We start from the raw sequence: 16,753 nt of genomic DNA, 5'->3' as shown, positions 1-16,753 counted from the left end.
ACAAAGCAGAAGGTCCGTCCCGGGCCTTTTTTGCTGAAGGGAAAGGCACGGGACGGACCTTCCACTTTTTTCCTCCGCGCCTACACCACCCGCACGCGTAAACTCATCCATGGATCTCTCCGCTGCGGCCGACCGCAATGTTCGTTGGTTTATCGTGTTTCGCGTGGTGTTCAACGCTCGCTTCTACTACCCGGTGATGGCGATCCTGTTCCTGGACCTCGGACTGTCTTTGGAACAATACGCGCTGCTCAACGTTGCCTGGGCCGCCGCCATCGTCCTGCTCGAAGTGCCTTCTGGAGCCATGGCCGACCTCGTGGGACGCCGAAGATTGGTGGTGTTTGCCTCCTTTTTGATGGTGATAGAAATGCTCATCTTCGCCTTCACCCCGGCCAGCAACTTGAGCCTCATGTTCTGGCTCTTCTTTCTCAACCGGATCGTCAGCGGAGCCGCCGAAGCCGCAGCATCTGGAGCCGATGAAGCCCTGGTCTATGACTCGCTTAAACAAAGTGGCCGCGAAAAGGAATGGCCCGATGTGCTGAGCCGTCTGGCTCGTTGGCAGTCCGGAGGATTCTTCTTTGCCATGATTCTCGGTGCCGCCATGTATGATCCCAATCTGGTCAATCGCGCCCTCTCAATCTTCGGCATCCCCTCCAGCCTCACCGCCGCCGACACCGTCCGCCTTCCCGTTTATTTGACCCTCATGAGTTCCGTGGTCGCCGTGATCGCCGCGGTGCGTCTCCACGAACCCGATCTCGACACCACCAAAAACGTTTCCGCCGGTGCTGCCTTTGCTGAGGTCGTTGCCGCCGGACGCTGGATTCTTGCCACCCCGGTCGCCCTGTTCGTCATCCTCGCCACCATTTGCAACGACAGCGTCATCCGCATGTTCCTGACGATCGGTGCCCAATATTATCGCCTCATTCAAATCCCCGAGGCCGCCTTCGGCATCATCGGCTCCACCTTTGCCCTGCTTGGCTATGCCGCCCCTCCCATCGCACGCAAACTCATCGCACGCGACAGTCCAGCATTCACGTTTGCCGTCATCTCCACCGCCACCCTGCTTGGCCTCATCGGGCTCGGCCTCGTCTGGCCCTACGCTGGATTGTTGTTCCCCATGCTGCTCGGCCTTGCCATGTCCGTGATGGGATTCGCCACCTCCTACTACCTCAACCAAATCGCCGAACCCGCCCGACGCGCCACCATCCTGAGCTTTCGAGGACTCAGCATCAATCTCGCCTACGGGCTGGTGGGACTTCTCTTCGCTGCGCTGCTGCGATCCCTGCGAGCAGCCGATGCCAGCGCCGCCGATGACACCCTGTTTATCACCGCTCTTCGGTGGATGCCATGGTTCTTCGCCTCCGTGGCGGCGCTGGTCCTCGCGAAACCAGCGCTCAACGCCCTACGTCGCCAAAGCTAGCAGCCGACTCACTTACCTTGTCATCGTGAAGCCGTTTGCGGCTGCATGGGTGTCTGCGCAGGCGCAGGCATCGGCACCGGCGCAGTTGAAGTCGCGGGTGCAGGTGCAAGACCTGAAGGCGACATGGTCCCTCCCGGATTCGACACCGTTCCCCGTTGCGCTGGTTTCACCGGTGGCTGCCCGCTACCGGCACCAGAGGGAGTCGAAGATACCTTTGCCTTCGCTTTGGCCTCACTCGTTTTCGCCTGCTGACGCTCAATCATGCAATGAATGAAATGCAGCTTCTTCACCACCGGAGCTGAAAGAACGAACGGTGCCAGGTGGTCATGGCCCAAGCTGAGCGCGAGCTCATTGATCGCGGGCGACATGTTCGCCCATCGATGCAACGCCACCAGCATTTCATCGGGAGCCTTCTTCTCAAAAGGAGCCGGAAGCAGCGCCTTCTCCTTCGAAAAAATGCTCTGATCGGCGCGACCCTTGCGCATCTGCAAACCGAAACTCTTTATCGTCTCCAACGCATCCATGATATACAAGTAATGCGCCCAGGTCTCCGCCCAGTCCTCCCAAGGATGCATGGTTGAATAGGCACTGATCCGCGACAACTGCCAGTCAGGTTCCGGACCATTGGCATAATACGACTGCAACGCCCTGCCATAGTCCGCCCGTTCATCACCGAACAACTCCCGGAACGCCGGCAACACCTCTCCTGCAGCCGGATCATGCTCGAACCAACGACTCCAATAATAATGACCCAACTCATGCCGGAAATGCCCCAGCAGTGTCCGGTAAGGCTCATTCAGGCTTTTGCGATTGTGCTCCCGAATCGCGTCATCCGCCTCCAGCAAATTCAGGGTGATCAACCCGTCATCATGACCCGTCATTACCTGGCATCCCGGATCAGGCAGCAAAAATTGCAACAACAGCGGCGGACAAACATCCCCCTCCTCCTGTAGCACCGGCAGTCCATAGGTCAGCACCGTGTGGAGCGCCCGCCGTTTGGCGACTTCCATCTTGCCCCACAACTCCAGATTGCCCGGACGGGACAAATCCGGCACCACCAGATTCAGCCGGCAAGCCGTGCAATAAATGTAGGGATTGTCCTTGGCGATCACCCAATTGCAGACCCCAAATTCCGACCCGTTCGCACAGCGCCGCATTCCCGTCTCACCACCCACCACATGCATGCTGCGGGTTTCTGCATAGAAACCGACTTCGGACTGACAGCACAAGCACTTGGAGTTTTCAAAATAGAGCTCGTTCCCGCAGGAACAGAAAAAATGATTCATAATGGCAATTCAAGGAAGTCGCTCACCGGTTGTTGGAAAAAATTTGGCCCGCATGATTGGTCGATACTGCAAACAGGCAGGCTTTGCTTACTGCAATCCTCCCAGTCGTGCAATCAGGCAAAGCCCTTACCCATCCATCACAGATTCACCGCTGCTGTAGTTCCCACAAAGAGCAAGCCCGAGATCCACACCGCGTGCATGCAAGATCTCAGGCTTTCTGGTTTTGGGGTAGGGTAATTTTAGAATGATATCGAGTTCGGCGGCTGGGTCCGGCAAATGGACTTAAACAAACCGAATGGATAATGTTACTTCAGTGACCTCATCTTATGCACAAGGCGTGCCGGGGCCATCTCCCAGAATACAAAGCGTTGGCCATCAACACATTGGGAGCAATACATCATTAATGCCGCAGAACCAGGTCGCTTCAATTGTTGCATTTTGCACGAATCTGCCAACTCTTCATTGCAAACTGCCCTGTGTTGATTTTTTCAGGCTCCAGAGACCATGCCAAACCATCGTAAAAACTCTTCAATCTCAAAATAGGTTTGATCGTCCGCACGCCATTCGAATCGACCGGCTGGAGCAAATTGGCAGGGTCGATGATTCGATGGGCGATCGCCAGCTAGCTTTTCCAGATCGGCATCATCCTTCCACGTTCAGCGTGAAACCATCCGCCGCCAACTTCTCCCCATTGATCAACAATTCCACCCCATGCCACCCAGCGTGATGCACACGCGTGGTGAAGTTTTGAATCCGCTGATTTTTCCTCAAAACGAGCACCTCCCCCGCACCCAACATCAGCTCCTTCCACTTGAACACCTTCGCCGAAGTTCCGCCGGATTTCTTCACATAATGCACCGCATAATCGATCACCAGCTTCTGCGTCTGCTCTGATGTTGACTGAATCTTGGCCTCCATCGCCACCGCCTCGCCCAGCTTGATCTGCCGCGGCTCAACACGAAACGCACCCACCTTCACCTTCGCCATCTCCCCAGCCCCCATCAGCGCCAGCGCCTCCCTGTCCCCGGCCTTGATCAAGGTCCGCAATGCCCGTTTCGCGATCCAAGCCGAATGCGCGTTCGACCAATCCCATCCTCGCAAAATCTCGATCACCCGCGTCGGATGATCCTTGGTGATGTCATTCAAATGATTCGCCACCGACTTGCGAACATACAAGCTCCTGTCCGCCTTCAACCGGTCCAAAATCGGCATCACCGGCTCCGGATCGCGCACCAACACCTCAAGCCGGAACGACCACGGCAACCTCGGTCGGCAACCCTCGCACGAAAGCCTTCGCACGTGCTCATCCTCATCCTTCGACCATGTCCGCATGAACCTCAATCCACGCTTCAAATCCATTTTTAGAAACTCCCGCACTGCAAACTCCGAAGATCCAAAAGGCGTAAAAAACTTCAACGCCTCCATCGACTCATCAAAATTCTCCTGCCCGTAAGACGCCACATAATCCGGCAAAAACAAGGTCACAAACGAGTGGTCAATTTTCGGTGCCAGTTCCTTCAACACCTCCACCGCCTCCAAAAACTCCAACTCCATCCCCTCATGCGCCGCAAAAGTCATCCGCCGCAATCTTTGCATCAAACTCAATTCCTCCAATCCCGCCAACGCCACCTTCAAAAACCTCTTCCGATCAAACCCGGTATGAACCTTCGCCAACTCCCCTGCCACGCTCCTGAACCGCGCTTCATCAAACCAATTTTTCAATGCCGGGGCCGACTCATCATCCATTCCTTCCCATCCATCCACCGCCCGTTCTCTGCAACTTCAAATCACGCTTCAATTCAACCTAAACATTTTTCCACACGAAGGTTAAACCGCAAATCCGTCACAACCAAAAACTCTTTACACATACCCTCATGTCCTTAAGTCAATACTTGCCATGATCACACGACTACGACTCACCACGCTTGCATTCACCCTCTGGCTCACCTCCACCACCGCGGCCCAAGCACAGTCACAGGCGCAAGACGCACCACCCGCCACTGCCGCAGCCACCGCCAACATCATCGTCTTCGATGCCAGCGGCAGCATGTGGAACAAAATGGAATCCTCCACCCGCATCGAAATCGCCCGTAGAATCATGGGGCAGTTCCTTTCCGGCTACGACACCGCCCAGCCCCTCGGCGTCATCGCCTACGGCCATCGCAAACGCGGCGACTGCAACGACATCGAAGTCATCGTTCCCCCCGGCATCATCAACCCCGCCGCCGTCACCAGCCAGATCAACGCCCTCATCCCCAAGGGCAAAACCCCTCTCGCCGAATCCCTGCGCCGCGCCGCCGAACTCATCCCCAACACCGCCGAAAGCGCCAACATCCTGCTCATTACCGATGGCCTTGAAACCTGCGACGGCGATCCCTGCCAGGTCGCTGCCGACCTCATCGCCACCGGCATCAAAATCCGTGCCCACGTCGTCGGATTCGGCCTCACGGAAGCAGAAGCCAATACCCTTGCCTGCATCACCGAACTCACCGGCGGCAAACTCTTTAACCCCAGCAACGGCAGCGAACTCCTCGACGCCCTCCAACAATCCGTCACCGCCACTCCCGAACCCACCGCCGCCCCGGCCCCCGAACCCGTCGAAGAAAAAACCTTCGAAACCGCCCTCTTCCTCAAATCCGTCGGCCTCGGCCTCCCCACCGGCTCCATGAAATGGACCGCCACCGACAGCTCCGGCAAAACCCGTGAGCTCGCCACCGCCCTCGGTCACGAACTCAAAACCCAACTCCCCGCCGGCACCTGGACCATCATCGCCCAAGGCCCCGAGGGACGCGGCGAAGGCACCGTCAAAGTCTCCGGCCCCACCCGCCCCTCCCTCGACTTCACCGCCCCCCAAATGGAAGTCGAATTTCCCCCCACCGCCCCCCTCACCGCCGGCGTCAACGCCTATCTCTCCTTCCGTATCAAAACCCCGCCCCCCGGCCGCCCCCACTCCAGCTTCAGACTCGGCATCTTCCCCACCGATGACCCCCTCACCCGCATCATCGCCAGCGGCCAAAACCGCCACGTCTTCCCCGGCGCCAAAAAAATCCTCCCAGGCGAATACCACGCCGCACTCTCCATGCCCAAACAACCCGGCATCTATAAAATCGCCTTCATCCGCACCACCGAAACCAAACACGTCGTCCTCGCAGAAGCCCCCATTCAACTCGTCGCCATTCCCGAACTCAACCTGGAAGTTCCCAACCGCATCGTCGCAGGCTCCGTCTTCGAACCCAAAATCACCAGCGGCCGCGGCGAATACGACCGCCTCCGCCTCTTCCCCCTCAAAGCCGACGGCACCCGCGGCCGCCAAATCGCCGACTTCTGGTATAGCACCTTCCTCCAGAGAAACGAAGGCCTCATCGACGCCCCCGAAAAACCTGGTCAATACGAACTCGTTCTCACCGCCAGAACCGCCGACAAAAACAACGCCCCTGAAGTCACCGCCATCGTCAATGTGGTAAGCCCCGAACCATCCGAAACCACTCCTTCATCAGCTACCACCTCAACCCCCACCACCTCGCCCCCTGCCAGGCCCGACCCCAAAGCCAAAGCCAAAGCCGACATCCGTCTCATCCTCCCCGGTGTCGACGCCACCACCCGCGTCACCTGGAACATCAATCCCCTTGAAGCCGACGGCAAAACTCTCTCCCGCGACGGGCGCATGGGCGGCGGCGGCAACACCACCGGCGGTGACCGCACCCTCAGCCTCGTCCCCGGCCTCTGGCGCATCACCGCCAAAACCACCGATACCAACACCAAATTCCAAATCGTTGCCGACATCCTCCCCGACGAACCCACCCAGACCTTCGAACTCGCACCCCAATTCGACGGCACCCAGTTCACCCTCGACGTGCAAGGAAAAATGGCCCACACCCCCGGCGGCTTCTTCCCCATCGAACTCAAAATCCCCGACGGCTTCACCGGCACCATCGCCATCCACTCCGACGACGACCGCAGCGCCCCCGCCCTCTTCGAAACCGACATCGTTGAACTCGCCGGAGCCACCGACCACGCCCTCCCCCATCCCGAAAAACCCGGCTACTACGAAATCCGCATCAACAACAGCACCGGCCAAACCCTCAAAGCCGCCGCTTTTCAGGTCGTCCCCGCCGACCTCTCCAGCGACTCTGACGCCGACGTTCCCGCCCCAGCGGCTCCTCAAACCCAACTTACCCAGTTCCCTGGCAACCTCCTCGGCACCGGCCTCATCAATGCCGAAATCAGCGGCCAGACCCACGAATTCATGACCACCTCCAAAACCATGCCTGCCCAACAGGGCCCCAAGCATGAAAACCCCGAGGTCCAAAAATTCCTCGACTCCATGGCCGGAAAAGTCATTCACACCGCCGTCCTCCGCCTCCTCGCCGGGTCCATCTACGTCACCCTCGACGCCTATGGCAACATCGGACCCCACGGCCCCAAAATGATGGGTAAAGACCGCACCAGCCTCGAACTCAACTTTGCCCTCGACCCCAAAACCCTCGAACTTAAACCCGCCATGCGCACCCTCAGCTACAACCCGCCAGGATCAAAAACCACCGAGAACCAGCAAACCACCGACTTCGAACTGCACCACGAATCCACCACCAAAAACCCTGACGGCACCCTGGCCTTCAAAGGAACGTTCAGCGGCACCCTCACCACCGACATGAAAGGCAACCCCCTTCCTACGCCCGTCCCCATCAAAGGCACCTTCGACATCCAACGTGCCAGCGGCAACGATGTCGTCGCCAAAGCCCTGGGCGTGCCCTGAGGCCATGGAATGCGTCACACCGGTCCATCCTCCAACAAACACCGGCATGATCCTTCCCCGCCACCACCACCTGCTCTGCATCTTTTTCTCCATCCTGCTCCTCGCCACCCAGCCGCTGTCTGCGTCCGACAGCCCCATTGAGGCCCTGAAAAACACCTTGCGACCTCAGCATCAAAACGTCATGGACGACTGGGAAGCCAAAGCTCAAAAAATCCTCCAAACCCTCGAAGCCAAAGACATCGACCAGGAAAGTATCGAAACCATCGCCGCCATCCGCAAACTCCTCGACCAGCCACGGCAGCCAGCCCCCGAATCAAAAGCTCTCATTGGCAACTGGCGCGTCCGCAGCCTTCAGGCCGGTGGACTCGGAGCTTACGCCTACCCCTTCTTCAAATGCACCATCACCGCTGAAGCCAGGGCCCTCGTCTTCCACAAACCCACCGGCTCGCAACGCAAGCACGGCATCCTTGCTCGCGACAACAACACTCACTACCTGTTTGTCGGTGCCGCCTACTACGGTTATGAAAACAAGGTGCGCAGTTACAGCGCCCATCTCGACGCCCCCACCGAAGAAGATCTTCAACGCGACACCATCGGTCATCTCTATTTGATCGGCAAAAACCACCTCCTCATGGTTTTCTCGCCCGACCAGGGCCGACTTGAAATCAACGAGCTAAAAAAGTGAGTCGACCAGAATAAGTGAACCCGAACCGCGCTGCTTAACTCTTCGCCTCACGTTCACCCGCTAGCAGCGCCTCCTCTGCCGCCTTCGTTTCTTCATCCGTCTCCGGCAGCGTGATCCCCATCCGCTCCGCGCGATCCCGCCAAAGCTGCCGCGCCAGCGCCTGCAAGTCTTCCACCTTGTCCTTCTCATCCACGATCTCCACTCCGAAGATCGTCTCCAGCACATCCTCCAGTGTCACCAGACCCACTGTGCCGCCAAACTCATCCGTCACCAGCATGATATGATGCCGTTCCGTGATGAACCGTTGAAACAGCACATCCACCGGCATGTCTTCCTGCGTCACCGCAATTGGCCTCAGCACCTTGGACAACGTCAACGGCTCATTCTGATGCCTCAGATGCGCCAGCAACGCCTCTCCGCGAATCACAAAACCCTTCACATCATCCCGGTTCTCCCCATACACCGGCACCCGAGAAAACGGCTTGTCCTCAATCTCCTGCACAAATTCCGACAACAGCGTGTCCTCCGACAGTGCAAAAATCACCGGCCGCGGCGTCATGATGTCCCAGGTCCGCATCCGATGCAGCTGGATCAAATTCTTCACCATCTCACTCTCCTGCTCATGCAGCACCCCCGCCTCCTCGCCCATCCGCGCCATCGCGAGCAACTCCTCACGATGCATCGACTTGAACTCCGCATCCTTCGACGTGATCAACTTCGTCAACATCTTCGACCCCCAAACCAGCGGCGCCAGAAGGAAAATCATCCAAGGTAAAATCCAAGCCGCGAAACCTGCCAGCCCCTGCGCATGACGCGCCCCCAAAGTCTTCGGAATGATCTCTGTAAACACCAGGATCGCCAACGTCAAAACCGCCGCAAATATCGCCTCCCCCGTATTCCCAAACAAGCGTGCATACTCCGCGCCCGCACCCGCCGCACCCATCGTGTGAGCGATGGTGTTTAAGGTCAAAATCGCCGAAAGCGGACGCTCAATGTCCATCTTCAACGCTTCCATCCCCTTTGCCCATTTTGCCCCCCGCTCCTTGGCCGACTCAATGGTCGATGGCGTCAACGTTAACAAGGTCGCTTCCAACAGCGAACACACAAATGACATGAAAAGTGCAACCAGTATATAAGTGAATAACAGCGTCATGGAATGGAGAATGCAGCCCGTCACGCCAGGCAAAACACTGCCGTGACCAAACTGACCGCCCACCTTAGCTCATCCCCTCAAAAGCGCAAATTCTCCCCCCATTTCGTCCATTTAATGCTTGGCATCCCCTCCTCTTCCTGCTGAACATTTCCCCCAAGCATGACCCTCACCTTCCACGGCGCCGCAGGCACCACCACCGGCTCCCAGCACCTCCTCGAAATCAACGGCCAGCGCATCCTCCTCGACTGCGGCCTCTACCAGGGCCGCCGCGACGAATCCTTCCAGCGCAACCGCCATTTCCCCTTTGATCCCGCCACCCTCGACGCCGTCGTCCTCTCCCACGCACACATCGACCACAGCGGCAACCTTCCCAACCTCACCAAACAAGGCTTCCGCGGCAACATCTACACCACCGACGCCACCCGCGACCTCTGCAGCATCATGCTGCCCGACTCCGCCCACATCCAGGAAAACGACATCGAATTCCTCAACCGCAAATCCCGCAAACGCAACTCCGACGCCCCACTCCTCGAACCCCTCTACACCCGGATCGACGCCGAACAATGCCTGCGCCAGTTCGTCACCTTCGGCTACAACCGCCCCATGCCCATCGGCGACGGCATCAAGCTCACCCTTATCGACGCCGGCCACATCCTCGGCTCCGCCCAAGTCATCCTCGACCTCACCGAACACAGCACCGGCAAAAAGACCCGGCTACTCTTCTCGGGCGACATCGGTCGTCCCAAAAGCGACCTCCTCAATCCCCCCGCCCCCTGCGAAAGCGTCGATCACATCATCATGGAATCCACCTACGGCGGACGCCAGCACGAACTCGACATGGCCTCCGACGAACACATCTGCCGCATCATCAACGAAACCCGCCGTCGCAACGGCAAACTCCTCATCCCCTCCTTCGCCGTCGAACGCACTCAGCAGCTCCTCTTCGCCCTCAACAAACTACGCGACCAGAACTGCTTCCCAAAAATCCCCATCTACGTCGACAGCCCCCTCGCCGTCAGTGCCACCGAGATCTTCCGACTCCACCCCGAATGTTTCAACCAGGAGGTCTACGACTTCCTCTTCCAAAAACGTAACCCCTTTGGATTCGACGGACTCCACTTCGTGCGCGAAGCCTCCGAATCCAAAGCCCTCAACCGCATCCAGGAACCCGCCATCTTCATCGCCGCCTCCGGCATGTGTGAAAGCGGTCGCATCCTCCATCACCTCCGCAACCACATCAGCAACCCCGACACCACCCTCCTCTTCGTTGGCTACTGCGCCGAAAACACCCTCGGTTGGAAACTTCGAAACGGACATAAAACCGTCCGTATCCTCGGCGACGAATTCTCCGTTCATGCCCACATCGAAATCCTCGATTCCTACTCCGGCCACGCCGACCACGACGAACTACTGCTCTGGCACCACAACGTCACCGGCACCAAAGCCACCACCTGGCTCGTCCACGGCGAACCCGAGCGCGCCCAATCTCTGCAAACCGCCCTTGCACAACAGCATCCCCAAGGCCAAGTCAGCATCGCCACCCGCGGCCAAAGCACAAACCTCTAAGCCCTAGGCACTCATTAGCCTTTAGCCTTTATCCTTTATCCTTTCTCGATATGAAGTCCCTTTTCCTCACCAACGAATACCCTCCCTACATCTACGGAGGTGCCGGCATCCACGTCCAATATCTCACCCGCGAACTCGCCAAATTCTGCGACGTCGAAGTCCGCGCTTTTGGTGACCAAAACGAACAACCCAGCCCCAACCTCAAAGTCACCGGCTACGGACTCGACACCGGCCTCTGGACCGCCCCAAAAAACCTCACCAGCGTCTTCGGTGCCGTCCAACGTGGCCTCAGCTGGAACACCACCGCCATCGACGCCGACCTCGTCCACGTCCACACCTGGTATAGTCACCTCGGCGGCATCATGGCCAAGCTCAACTACGGCATCCCCCTCGTCCTCACCACCCACTCCCTCGAACCCCTCCGCCCCTGGAAACGCGAACAACTCGGCGGCGGGTATGACTTCAGCGTCTGGGTCGAACGCACCGCCATCGAAATGGCCGACGCCATCGTCGCCGTTTCCCAGGAAACCAAGGTCGACATCCTGCGCTTTTTCAACGCCGACCCGAAAAAAATCCACATCATCCACAACGGCATCGACCCCGACGAATACCACAAAACCCACAACCCCGAAGTCCTCAGCAAACACGGCGTTGACCCCAACAAACCCTTCGTCCTGTTCGTTGGTCGCATCACCCGTCAAAAAGGCATCATCCATCTTGTCCGCGCCATCAAACACATGGACCCCGACTTCCAGGTTGTCCTTTGCGCCGGTGCACCCGATACCCCTGAAATCGCCGCCGAAATGCGCAACGCCGTCTCCGATGCCCAGGCCCTCCGCGATGGCATCATCTGGATCCAGGCCATGCTCCCCGTGGAGGAAAAAATCGTCCTCTACTCCCACGCCGACGTCTTCTGCTGCCCCTCCATCTACGAACCCTTCGGCATCATCAACCTCGAAGCCATGGCCTGCGAAACCGCCGTGGTCGCCAGCGCCGTCGGCGGCATCAAGGAAGTCGTTCTTCCCGGCGAAACCGGCATCCTCGTCCCGCTTCTCCAGCAAAACGAAAGCCCTTACGAAGCCGAACACCCCGCCCAATATAGCCACGACCTCGCCGAAGCCATCAACCGCCTCATGGCCGACAAACCGCTGCGCGATCGCATGGCCGCCGCCGGACGCAGACGCGCCGTTGACCATTTCTCATGGAGCGCCATCGCCGAAAAAACCCACGAGCTTTACCAGACCTTGATCAAATAGGAATTCTGATTACTTTGCCTAATCAACTTTAGGCTCAAAACTCCCAGCCAAAGGCTCATGGGTCCGGTTGCCACGACGAAACCAGCATCCGACACCGCCCATCCATGTTGACTTCTCCTCCGACCCGCTTCTTCGCCTTCGGTCTGCTCCTTCTGCTCGCCCCCCCCATGTGCGCGCCCACCGCCGCCAGCCCGCCCACCATCGAGCGTGACGTCACCTACGGCTTCAAGGGCGGCACGCCACTCATCCTCGATGTCCTTAAACCCAGCCGCCCCAACGGTGCCGGCATCCTCGCCATTCAAAGCGCTGGCTGGTATTCCGCCCGACGCGACCCCGCCATCTTCGTCCCCAACAGCCTCTCCCTCCTCAACCGCGGCTTCACCGTCTTCCTCATCTGGCACGCCAACCCACCCCAGTCCAAGGTGCCCGATGCCATCGCCGACGTCCGGCGCGCTGCCCGCTACATTCACGCCAATGCTTCCCGGTGGAACATCGATCCCAACCGGCTCGGAGCCGTCGGCGGCAGTGCCGGAGGTCATCTCAGCCTCATGCTTGCCACCACTGCCGACAAGGGCAATCCCAATGCCTCCGATCCCATCGAGCGCCACAGCAACCGCATCGCCGCCGTTGTCTCCATCAACGCCCCCACCGACCTGCGCGGCTGGACCACCAAACCCCCCGAAGCGATCACCAAAATCGCCATCCTGAAAGCCCCGCTCTCCTTCGACGCCGCGCTCGAATCCGACTGCTCCCCCATCGTTCACGTTGATCCCAGCGATGCCCAAATTCTCCTTCTCCACGGTCAAAAGGACGACCTCATCTCCGTCAATCATGCCCTCCACATGATCGCCACCATGCGCGAGAGAAGGGCCCCCGGAGATATTGTCGTTCTCAAAAACTCCACCCACTCCGTCGCGGCCCAAGACGCCAACGCCGTCGCCACCGCCACCGTCAACTGGTTCGTCAAACACCTCGGCAAATCCAAATAGAGATCCCGTTACGGTGACTGCCCGATCCTACCCCGGCCCGGGCACTCCATCTCGCTTCAACTCGTCCGCGCGGTCCACTCCCTTGTAAGCCACCGCGAAAAATACGCTCACCCCCAAGGTCAGCACCATCATCCCGGTCCAAAATGCCGGCCAGTCCGTCTTCCCCTCCGTCTGACACCACTGGCGCCACCATCCGCACCCCAATGCCCCCGCCAGGTTTCCAAAACCATTGATCACCAGTGTCAGCAATGCCTGCGCCCGCGCCCTCATGTTCAGCGGAATGCGTTGCTCCAGATAAATCTGCGCCGTGATGAAAAACAGCGTGAAACAAAACCCATGCAAAAAGATTCCCGTGATCACTGCCGCCTTGGTGTCCAGCACAAACAGCCCATACCTCAATACCCCAAACCCCATTCCCGCCAGGAACACCCACTTCAATCGGAACCGACCCAAAATTGAGGCCAGCCCCACCATCGAAATGATCTCCGTGATCTGGCCAATGCTCATCACCCCTGTCGTGCCCTTCACGCCCAAATCATCCAAATGCAGAACTGTAAATGGATAAAACGCCGCGAGGCACATGTTGAACAAACCCGCCGACAAAAACACCACCTTGTGATCCGCATGCTTCAACAAATGCAGCGCATCCAGTCCCAAAATTTCCCTCACCGACCTCCGCTGATTCAGATCCACCACCCACGCCACCGAAGGAGGGATCATGTAAGTAAATCCGACCGTCACCAGCCACGCCACCGCCGCTGCATAACCCGACACCACCGACCGGTCCGCCTGCAAAACCACGCTGACCATCAATCCCGCCGCCATCCATCCCAGCGTCGCCCACAATCGGATGTTGCCAAACTGCAACTGCGGCGCACTCAACCTCGACAACACCAGACTCGTCGTCAGCCCGAACGTCGGCACCGACCACAGCGCATGCACCTGCGCAAGCCCCAGCACCACCCCCCAGTGCCAGCGCTGCTGCACCCCGAAGAAAAACAGCGCCAGAAAAACCGCCGCCCCCACTCCCAACCATCTTAACACCCGCTCTGGAACCACCCGCTCATCCGCCAGCGCCCCCACCGCCAGGGGCGACAACAACGCCGCGATCGAGTTGCAGGCAAACACATACGGAATCAATCCCTCATATCCATAAACCTTCAGCACATTGCTCAGGTTCACACCCCACATGCCCAATGCATGGGCCTGGAAAAAAAACAACACACACAAACTCGCGTGCCCCTTGTTCGACCCAGCACTCATTTTTTACTTCCGCACCCCTTCGACGTGACCAAATCCACTATCAAGCAAAACAATTCCCTTATCCTTTATCCCTTATCCTTTATCCTTTCTTCTAATACACCATCTGGTCGTCCGGCTCCGCCGCTTCGCTCATGGTCTCCGCCTTGATGATCGGCACAATCTGTCCGTTTTGCGACTCATACCCCATCTTGCCGGTGATCTTCACCCAGCTCATGTCTTTGAAGGTTGGCGGCTTGTCCGCAAACTCCACCGGGATCGAATAAGGCCGCGCATCCGCCGCGCAACACTGCACCATCATGCGGAAAATCCTCGCGCGCTTTCCATCCGGATTGAACTCCCCCTTCTCCGGCAAAATCTGCGCCACCGTCTCCACCGGCTGCCCGGTCAACACCTCCTGCACCTGCTTGTCCCCGGCCGTGTAATAGATCTCCGGCACCTCCAGCACAAAATTCCCATTCGCACTCTTCGGAATCTGCGCCTCCAAATCCTTCAAGGTAAAGTCACCAAAATCCTTCGGCTGCTGACCCGACGCACTGGGAATCTTGTCCGCATCCGGCACCGGCACCAGCGTGCCCCCCTGCGGATCATCGGAACTCGACACCGCCCGCGTCATGTTAGGCGCACCCATGTCTTGGGAAGCGCCTGGATTACCGGCAACCCCCTTTTTCAGCGAAAACTGATCCGCCCGAGTCGTGCTGCCATAATTCTGCTCATAAACTCCCTTGTTCATCACTGCGTGAGCACTGAACCGGTCCGGCGTCTTGATCGCCGCATAAGTCATCGGCACCGCGAGCATAAAAATCGCAAACACCCTGCCCGCCATGCCACTCTCATTCAAGATCCCGTGTGCATGATCGTGTCCATGTTCATGCTCATGCTCGTGTCCATCGTCATGATGATGGTGGTGATCATGATCATGCCCGCCACAAGTTTCACCATGTTGATGATCGTGCCCACAGTCACCAGGTTTGTGGTCGTGATCATGCGCGTGCCCGTGAGTGTGGCCATGGTCATGTTTATGATCATGCCCACAACATCCATCCGCATTGTCATGATCGTGGTCATGCCCGCAATCCGCCTCCTTTGCCCCCATCGTGAGCAAGTTGAACAATCCCAATCCCACCATCCCGATCCCCGACCACAACACCAGCGGTCGGAAAATCCCATCGCCCGGCAGGTATTGGTTGATCCGCCCCGTGGCATAAAAATACAACATCACCGCCCCCCACAATATCAGCAGGAAGACACTGATCACATGAATGGCATTACGGGCTTTAATCATGGTATCGGCGTATTTTTAAGAAGTGAAACCCAGTCAATCCAAGGCTCACACAAGAGCCCGATCAACACAAAAACCGCGATGCTCATCGTCAGCACGAACCGGCGGCGGAAAACCGAAGCATACATGAAGACCAGCTTGATGTCCAGCATCGGACCAAACACCAGAAACGCCAGCTTCGAAGCCTCCGAAAACACTCCCATCGGTGCCACAATGAACGCATCCGACGTGCTGCACAACGCCAGCACAAAGGCCAGTCCCATCATCGAAGGCACCGCCACCCACTCATTGCCCGCCACCGCCTCAATGCTCGACTGCGGCACCTGGGTGTTGAACAAACTCGTCAACAACACCCCAATCGTAAAATACATTGCCGTATCCAGGAAATCCCGCATCGCCGTGCGCATTGCATGGGTCAGCTTCGCGTCAAACCCCTGCGGCCCACCCGCCGAGCCTGCCGCCACCGCCCGCTCCACACTCGCCGCCACCGACGGTCTCAAAATATCCGACGGTTTCTTCCTGATGATGAACAATCCCAGCGACACCGCCACCACATAGGCCAGCGAAATCCTCGCGATCGTCATCGTCGCATCGCCAACCGCCCCCTCAAACTCCTTGAAGGCTGTCAGCGTGCTGATGATCACAATCGGATTGATGATCGGCGCACTCAACAAATAAGCCAGCCCACAAGAAAGCGGCAGCCCCTTCTGCACCAGCCTCCTCACCACGGGCACCACCGCACACTCACACACCGGAAAGATCAACCCCAGAAAACCTGCCGCAAATGTCGCCGCCACTCGGTTTTTCGGCAGCATCCGCTCCAAAAACTTCGCCGGCAAAAACGCATCAATCAGCCCTGAAATCAGCGTCCCAATCAGAATGTAGGGTGCCCCCTCAAAAAGAATGCTCAAAAACGCAAACAGCACATCGCCGCTGCGGCTTGGGTCGGGAATGGAGGCAAAAATCATCGGAAGTGGGAGACTGTCTAAAACGCAGAGTCCGCCCTCATTCAAGCGGCGAACACGATCCTAAGAAAAGAAAAGCAGTCCATCGACTCAAAAAAACCGCCCGCGATGGACTCCCTATTGACCTAATTCTGGTAA

12 protein-coding genes are annotated in these 16,753 nt (G+C 58.1%); 6 read left to right on the top strand and 6 right to left on the bottom strand.

Annotation, left to right across the window (positions count from 1 at the left end):
* The first annotated feature begins 109 nt into the window (after positions 1-109).
* Positions 110-1,417 carry an MFS transporter gene (locus FEM03_RS23015; RefSeq protein WP_138088673.1) on the top strand — a complete coding sequence of 436 codons (1,308 nt, stop codon included), beginning with the start codon at positions 110-112 and terminating at the stop codon, positions 1,415-1,417.
* A gap of 20 nt (positions 1,418-1,437) precedes the next feature.
* On the opposite strand, the gene FEM03_RS23010 is transcribed toward FEM03_RS23015, so the two are convergent.
* Both FEM03_RS23010 and FEM03_RS23005 read right to left on the bottom strand, forming a co-directional pair.
* The gene (locus FEM03_RS23010; protein ID WP_138088672.1) at positions 1,438-2,703 is read right to left on the bottom strand and encodes a putative zinc-binding metallopeptidase; all 1,266 of its coding nucleotides are present in this window, start codon (positions 2,701-2,703) and stop codon (positions 1,438-1,440) included.
* A gap of 642 nt (positions 2,704-3,345) precedes the next feature.
* Positions 3,346-4,449, bottom strand: coding sequence for a DNA alkylation repair protein (locus FEM03_RS23005; protein ID WP_138088671.1), 1,104 nt, complete (start codon positions 4,447-4,449; stop codon positions 3,346-3,348).
* 151 nt (positions 4,450-4,600) lie between these two features.
* Here FEM03_RS23005 and FEM03_RS25750 point away from each other — a divergent pair, with 151 nt between their 5' ends.
* Positions 4,601-7,459 carry a vWA domain-containing protein gene (locus FEM03_RS25750; RefSeq protein WP_138088670.1) on the top strand — a complete coding sequence of 953 codons (2,859 nt, stop codon included), beginning with the start codon at positions 4,601-4,603 and terminating at the stop codon, positions 7,457-7,459.
* 46 nt (positions 7,460-7,505) lie between these two features.
* Entirely contained in the window at positions 7,506-8,144 is a 639-nt protein-coding gene (locus FEM03_RS22995; protein ID WP_166443087.1) for a DUF4893 domain-containing protein, read from the top strand.
* A 34-nt stretch (positions 8,145-8,178) separates the two neighbouring features.
* Here FEM03_RS22995 and FEM03_RS22990 read toward each other — a convergent pair whose 3' ends face one another.
* Complete coding sequence (locus FEM03_RS22990) at positions 8,179-9,297, bottom strand: CNNM domain-containing protein (protein WP_138088668.1); 1,119 nt, start codon at positions 9,295-9,297, stop codon at positions 8,179-8,181.
* A 159-nt stretch (positions 9,298-9,456) separates the two neighbouring features.
* Here FEM03_RS22990 and FEM03_RS22985 point away from each other — a divergent pair, with 159 nt between their 5' ends.
* From FEM03_RS22985 to FEM03_RS22975, 3 genes are all read left to right on the top strand, one after another.
* Positions 9,457-10,863 carry an MBL fold metallo-hydrolase RNA specificity domain-containing protein gene (locus FEM03_RS22985; protein ID WP_138088667.1) on the top strand — a complete coding sequence of 469 codons (1,407 nt, stop codon included), beginning with the start codon at positions 9,457-9,459 and terminating at the stop codon, positions 10,861-10,863.
* Positions 10,864-10,913: 50 nt separating this feature from the next.
* Positions 10,914-12,119: a glycogen synthase gene (glgA, locus tag FEM03_RS22980; RefSeq protein ID WP_138088666.1), complete on the top strand. Its 1,206-nt coding sequence runs from the start codon at positions 10,914-10,916 to the stop codon at positions 12,117-12,119.
* A 104-nt stretch (positions 12,120-12,223) separates the two neighbouring features.
* On the top strand, positions 12,224-13,108 hold the full coding sequence (locus tag FEM03_RS22975) for a prolyl oligopeptidase family serine peptidase (protein ID WP_138088665.1): 885 nt from the start codon (positions 12,224-12,226) through the stop codon (positions 13,106-13,108).
* Between the two features lie 27 nt (positions 13,109-13,135).
* Here the strand turns inward: FEM03_RS22975 and FEM03_RS22970 are convergent, their stop codons facing one another.
* The 3 genes from FEM03_RS22970 to FEM03_RS22960 form a co-directional block, all read right to left on the bottom strand.
* Positions 13,136-14,371 (bottom strand): MFS transporter, encoded by a 1,236-nt coding sequence (locus tag FEM03_RS22970; protein WP_138088664.1) that lies wholly within the window; start codon positions 14,369-14,371, stop codon positions 13,136-13,138.
* Between the two features lie 91 nt (positions 14,372-14,462).
* Entirely contained in the window at positions 14,463-15,653 is a 1,191-nt protein-coding gene (locus FEM03_RS22965; protein WP_138088663.1) for a TIGR03943 family putative permease subunit, read from the bottom strand.
* Positions 15,650-16,618 (bottom strand): permease, encoded by a 969-nt coding sequence (locus FEM03_RS22960; protein ID WP_138088662.1) that lies wholly within the window; start codon positions 16,616-16,618, stop codon positions 15,650-15,652. The genes FEM03_RS22965 and FEM03_RS22960 overlap by 4 nt, the downstream gene beginning before the upstream one ends.
* Positions 16,619-16,753: the final 135 nt, after the last annotated feature.

Source organism: Phragmitibacter flavus, from assembly GCF_005780165.1.
GTDB lineage: Bacteria > Verrucomicrobiota > Verrucomicrobiia > Verrucomicrobiales > Verrucomicrobiaceae > Phragmitibacter > Phragmitibacter flavus.
This window is presented reverse-complemented; position numbering and strand designations above follow the sequence as displayed.

What these genes read in the sequence shown, in the direction of transcription:
- glgA (WP_138088666.1), top strand. Translation starts at nt 10,914, where the DNA reads ATGAAGTCCCTTTTCCTCACCAACGAATACCCTCCCTACATCTACGGA.
- FEM03_RS22990 (WP_138088668.1), bottom strand. Translation starts at nt 9,297, where the DNA reads ATGACGCTGTTATTCACTTATATACTGGTTGCACTTTTCATGTCATTT.
- FEM03_RS22985 (WP_138088667.1), top strand. Translation starts at nt 9,457, where the DNA reads ATGACCCTCACCTTCCACGGCGCCGCAGGCACCACCACCGGCTCCCAG.
- FEM03_RS22960 (WP_138088662.1), bottom strand. Translation starts at nt 16,618, where the DNA reads ATGATTTTTGCCTCCATTCCCGACCCAAGCCGCAGCGGCGATGTGCTG.
- FEM03_RS23015 (WP_138088673.1), top strand. Translation starts at nt 110, where the DNA reads ATGGATCTCTCCGCTGCGGCCGACCGCAATGTTCGTTGGTTTATCGTG.
- FEM03_RS22970 (WP_138088664.1), bottom strand. Translation starts at nt 14,371, where the DNA reads ATGAGTGCTGGGTCGAACAAGGGGCACGCGAGTTTGTGTGTGTTGTTT.
- FEM03_RS22965 (WP_138088663.1), bottom strand. Translation starts at nt 15,653, where the DNA reads ATGATTAAAGCCCGTAATGCCATTCATGTGATCAGTGTCTTCCTGCTG.
- FEM03_RS22995 (WP_166443087.1), top strand. Translation starts at nt 7,506, where the DNA reads ATGATCCTTCCCCGCCACCACCACCTGCTCTGCATCTTTTTCTCCATC.
- FEM03_RS22975 (WP_138088665.1), top strand. Translation starts at nt 12,224, where the DNA reads ATGTTGACTTCTCCTCCGACCCGCTTCTTCGCCTTCGGTCTGCTCCTT.
- FEM03_RS23010 (WP_138088672.1), bottom strand. Translation starts at nt 2,703, where the DNA reads ATGAATCATTTTTTCTGTTCCTGCGGGAACGAGCTCTATTTTGAAAAC.
- FEM03_RS25750 (WP_138088670.1), top strand. Translation starts at nt 4,601, where the DNA reads ATGATCACACGACTACGACTCACCACGCTTGCATTCACCCTCTGGCTC.
- FEM03_RS23005 (WP_138088671.1), bottom strand. Translation starts at nt 4,449, where the DNA reads ATGGATGATGAGTCGGCCCCGGCATTGAAAAATTGGTTTGATGAAGCG.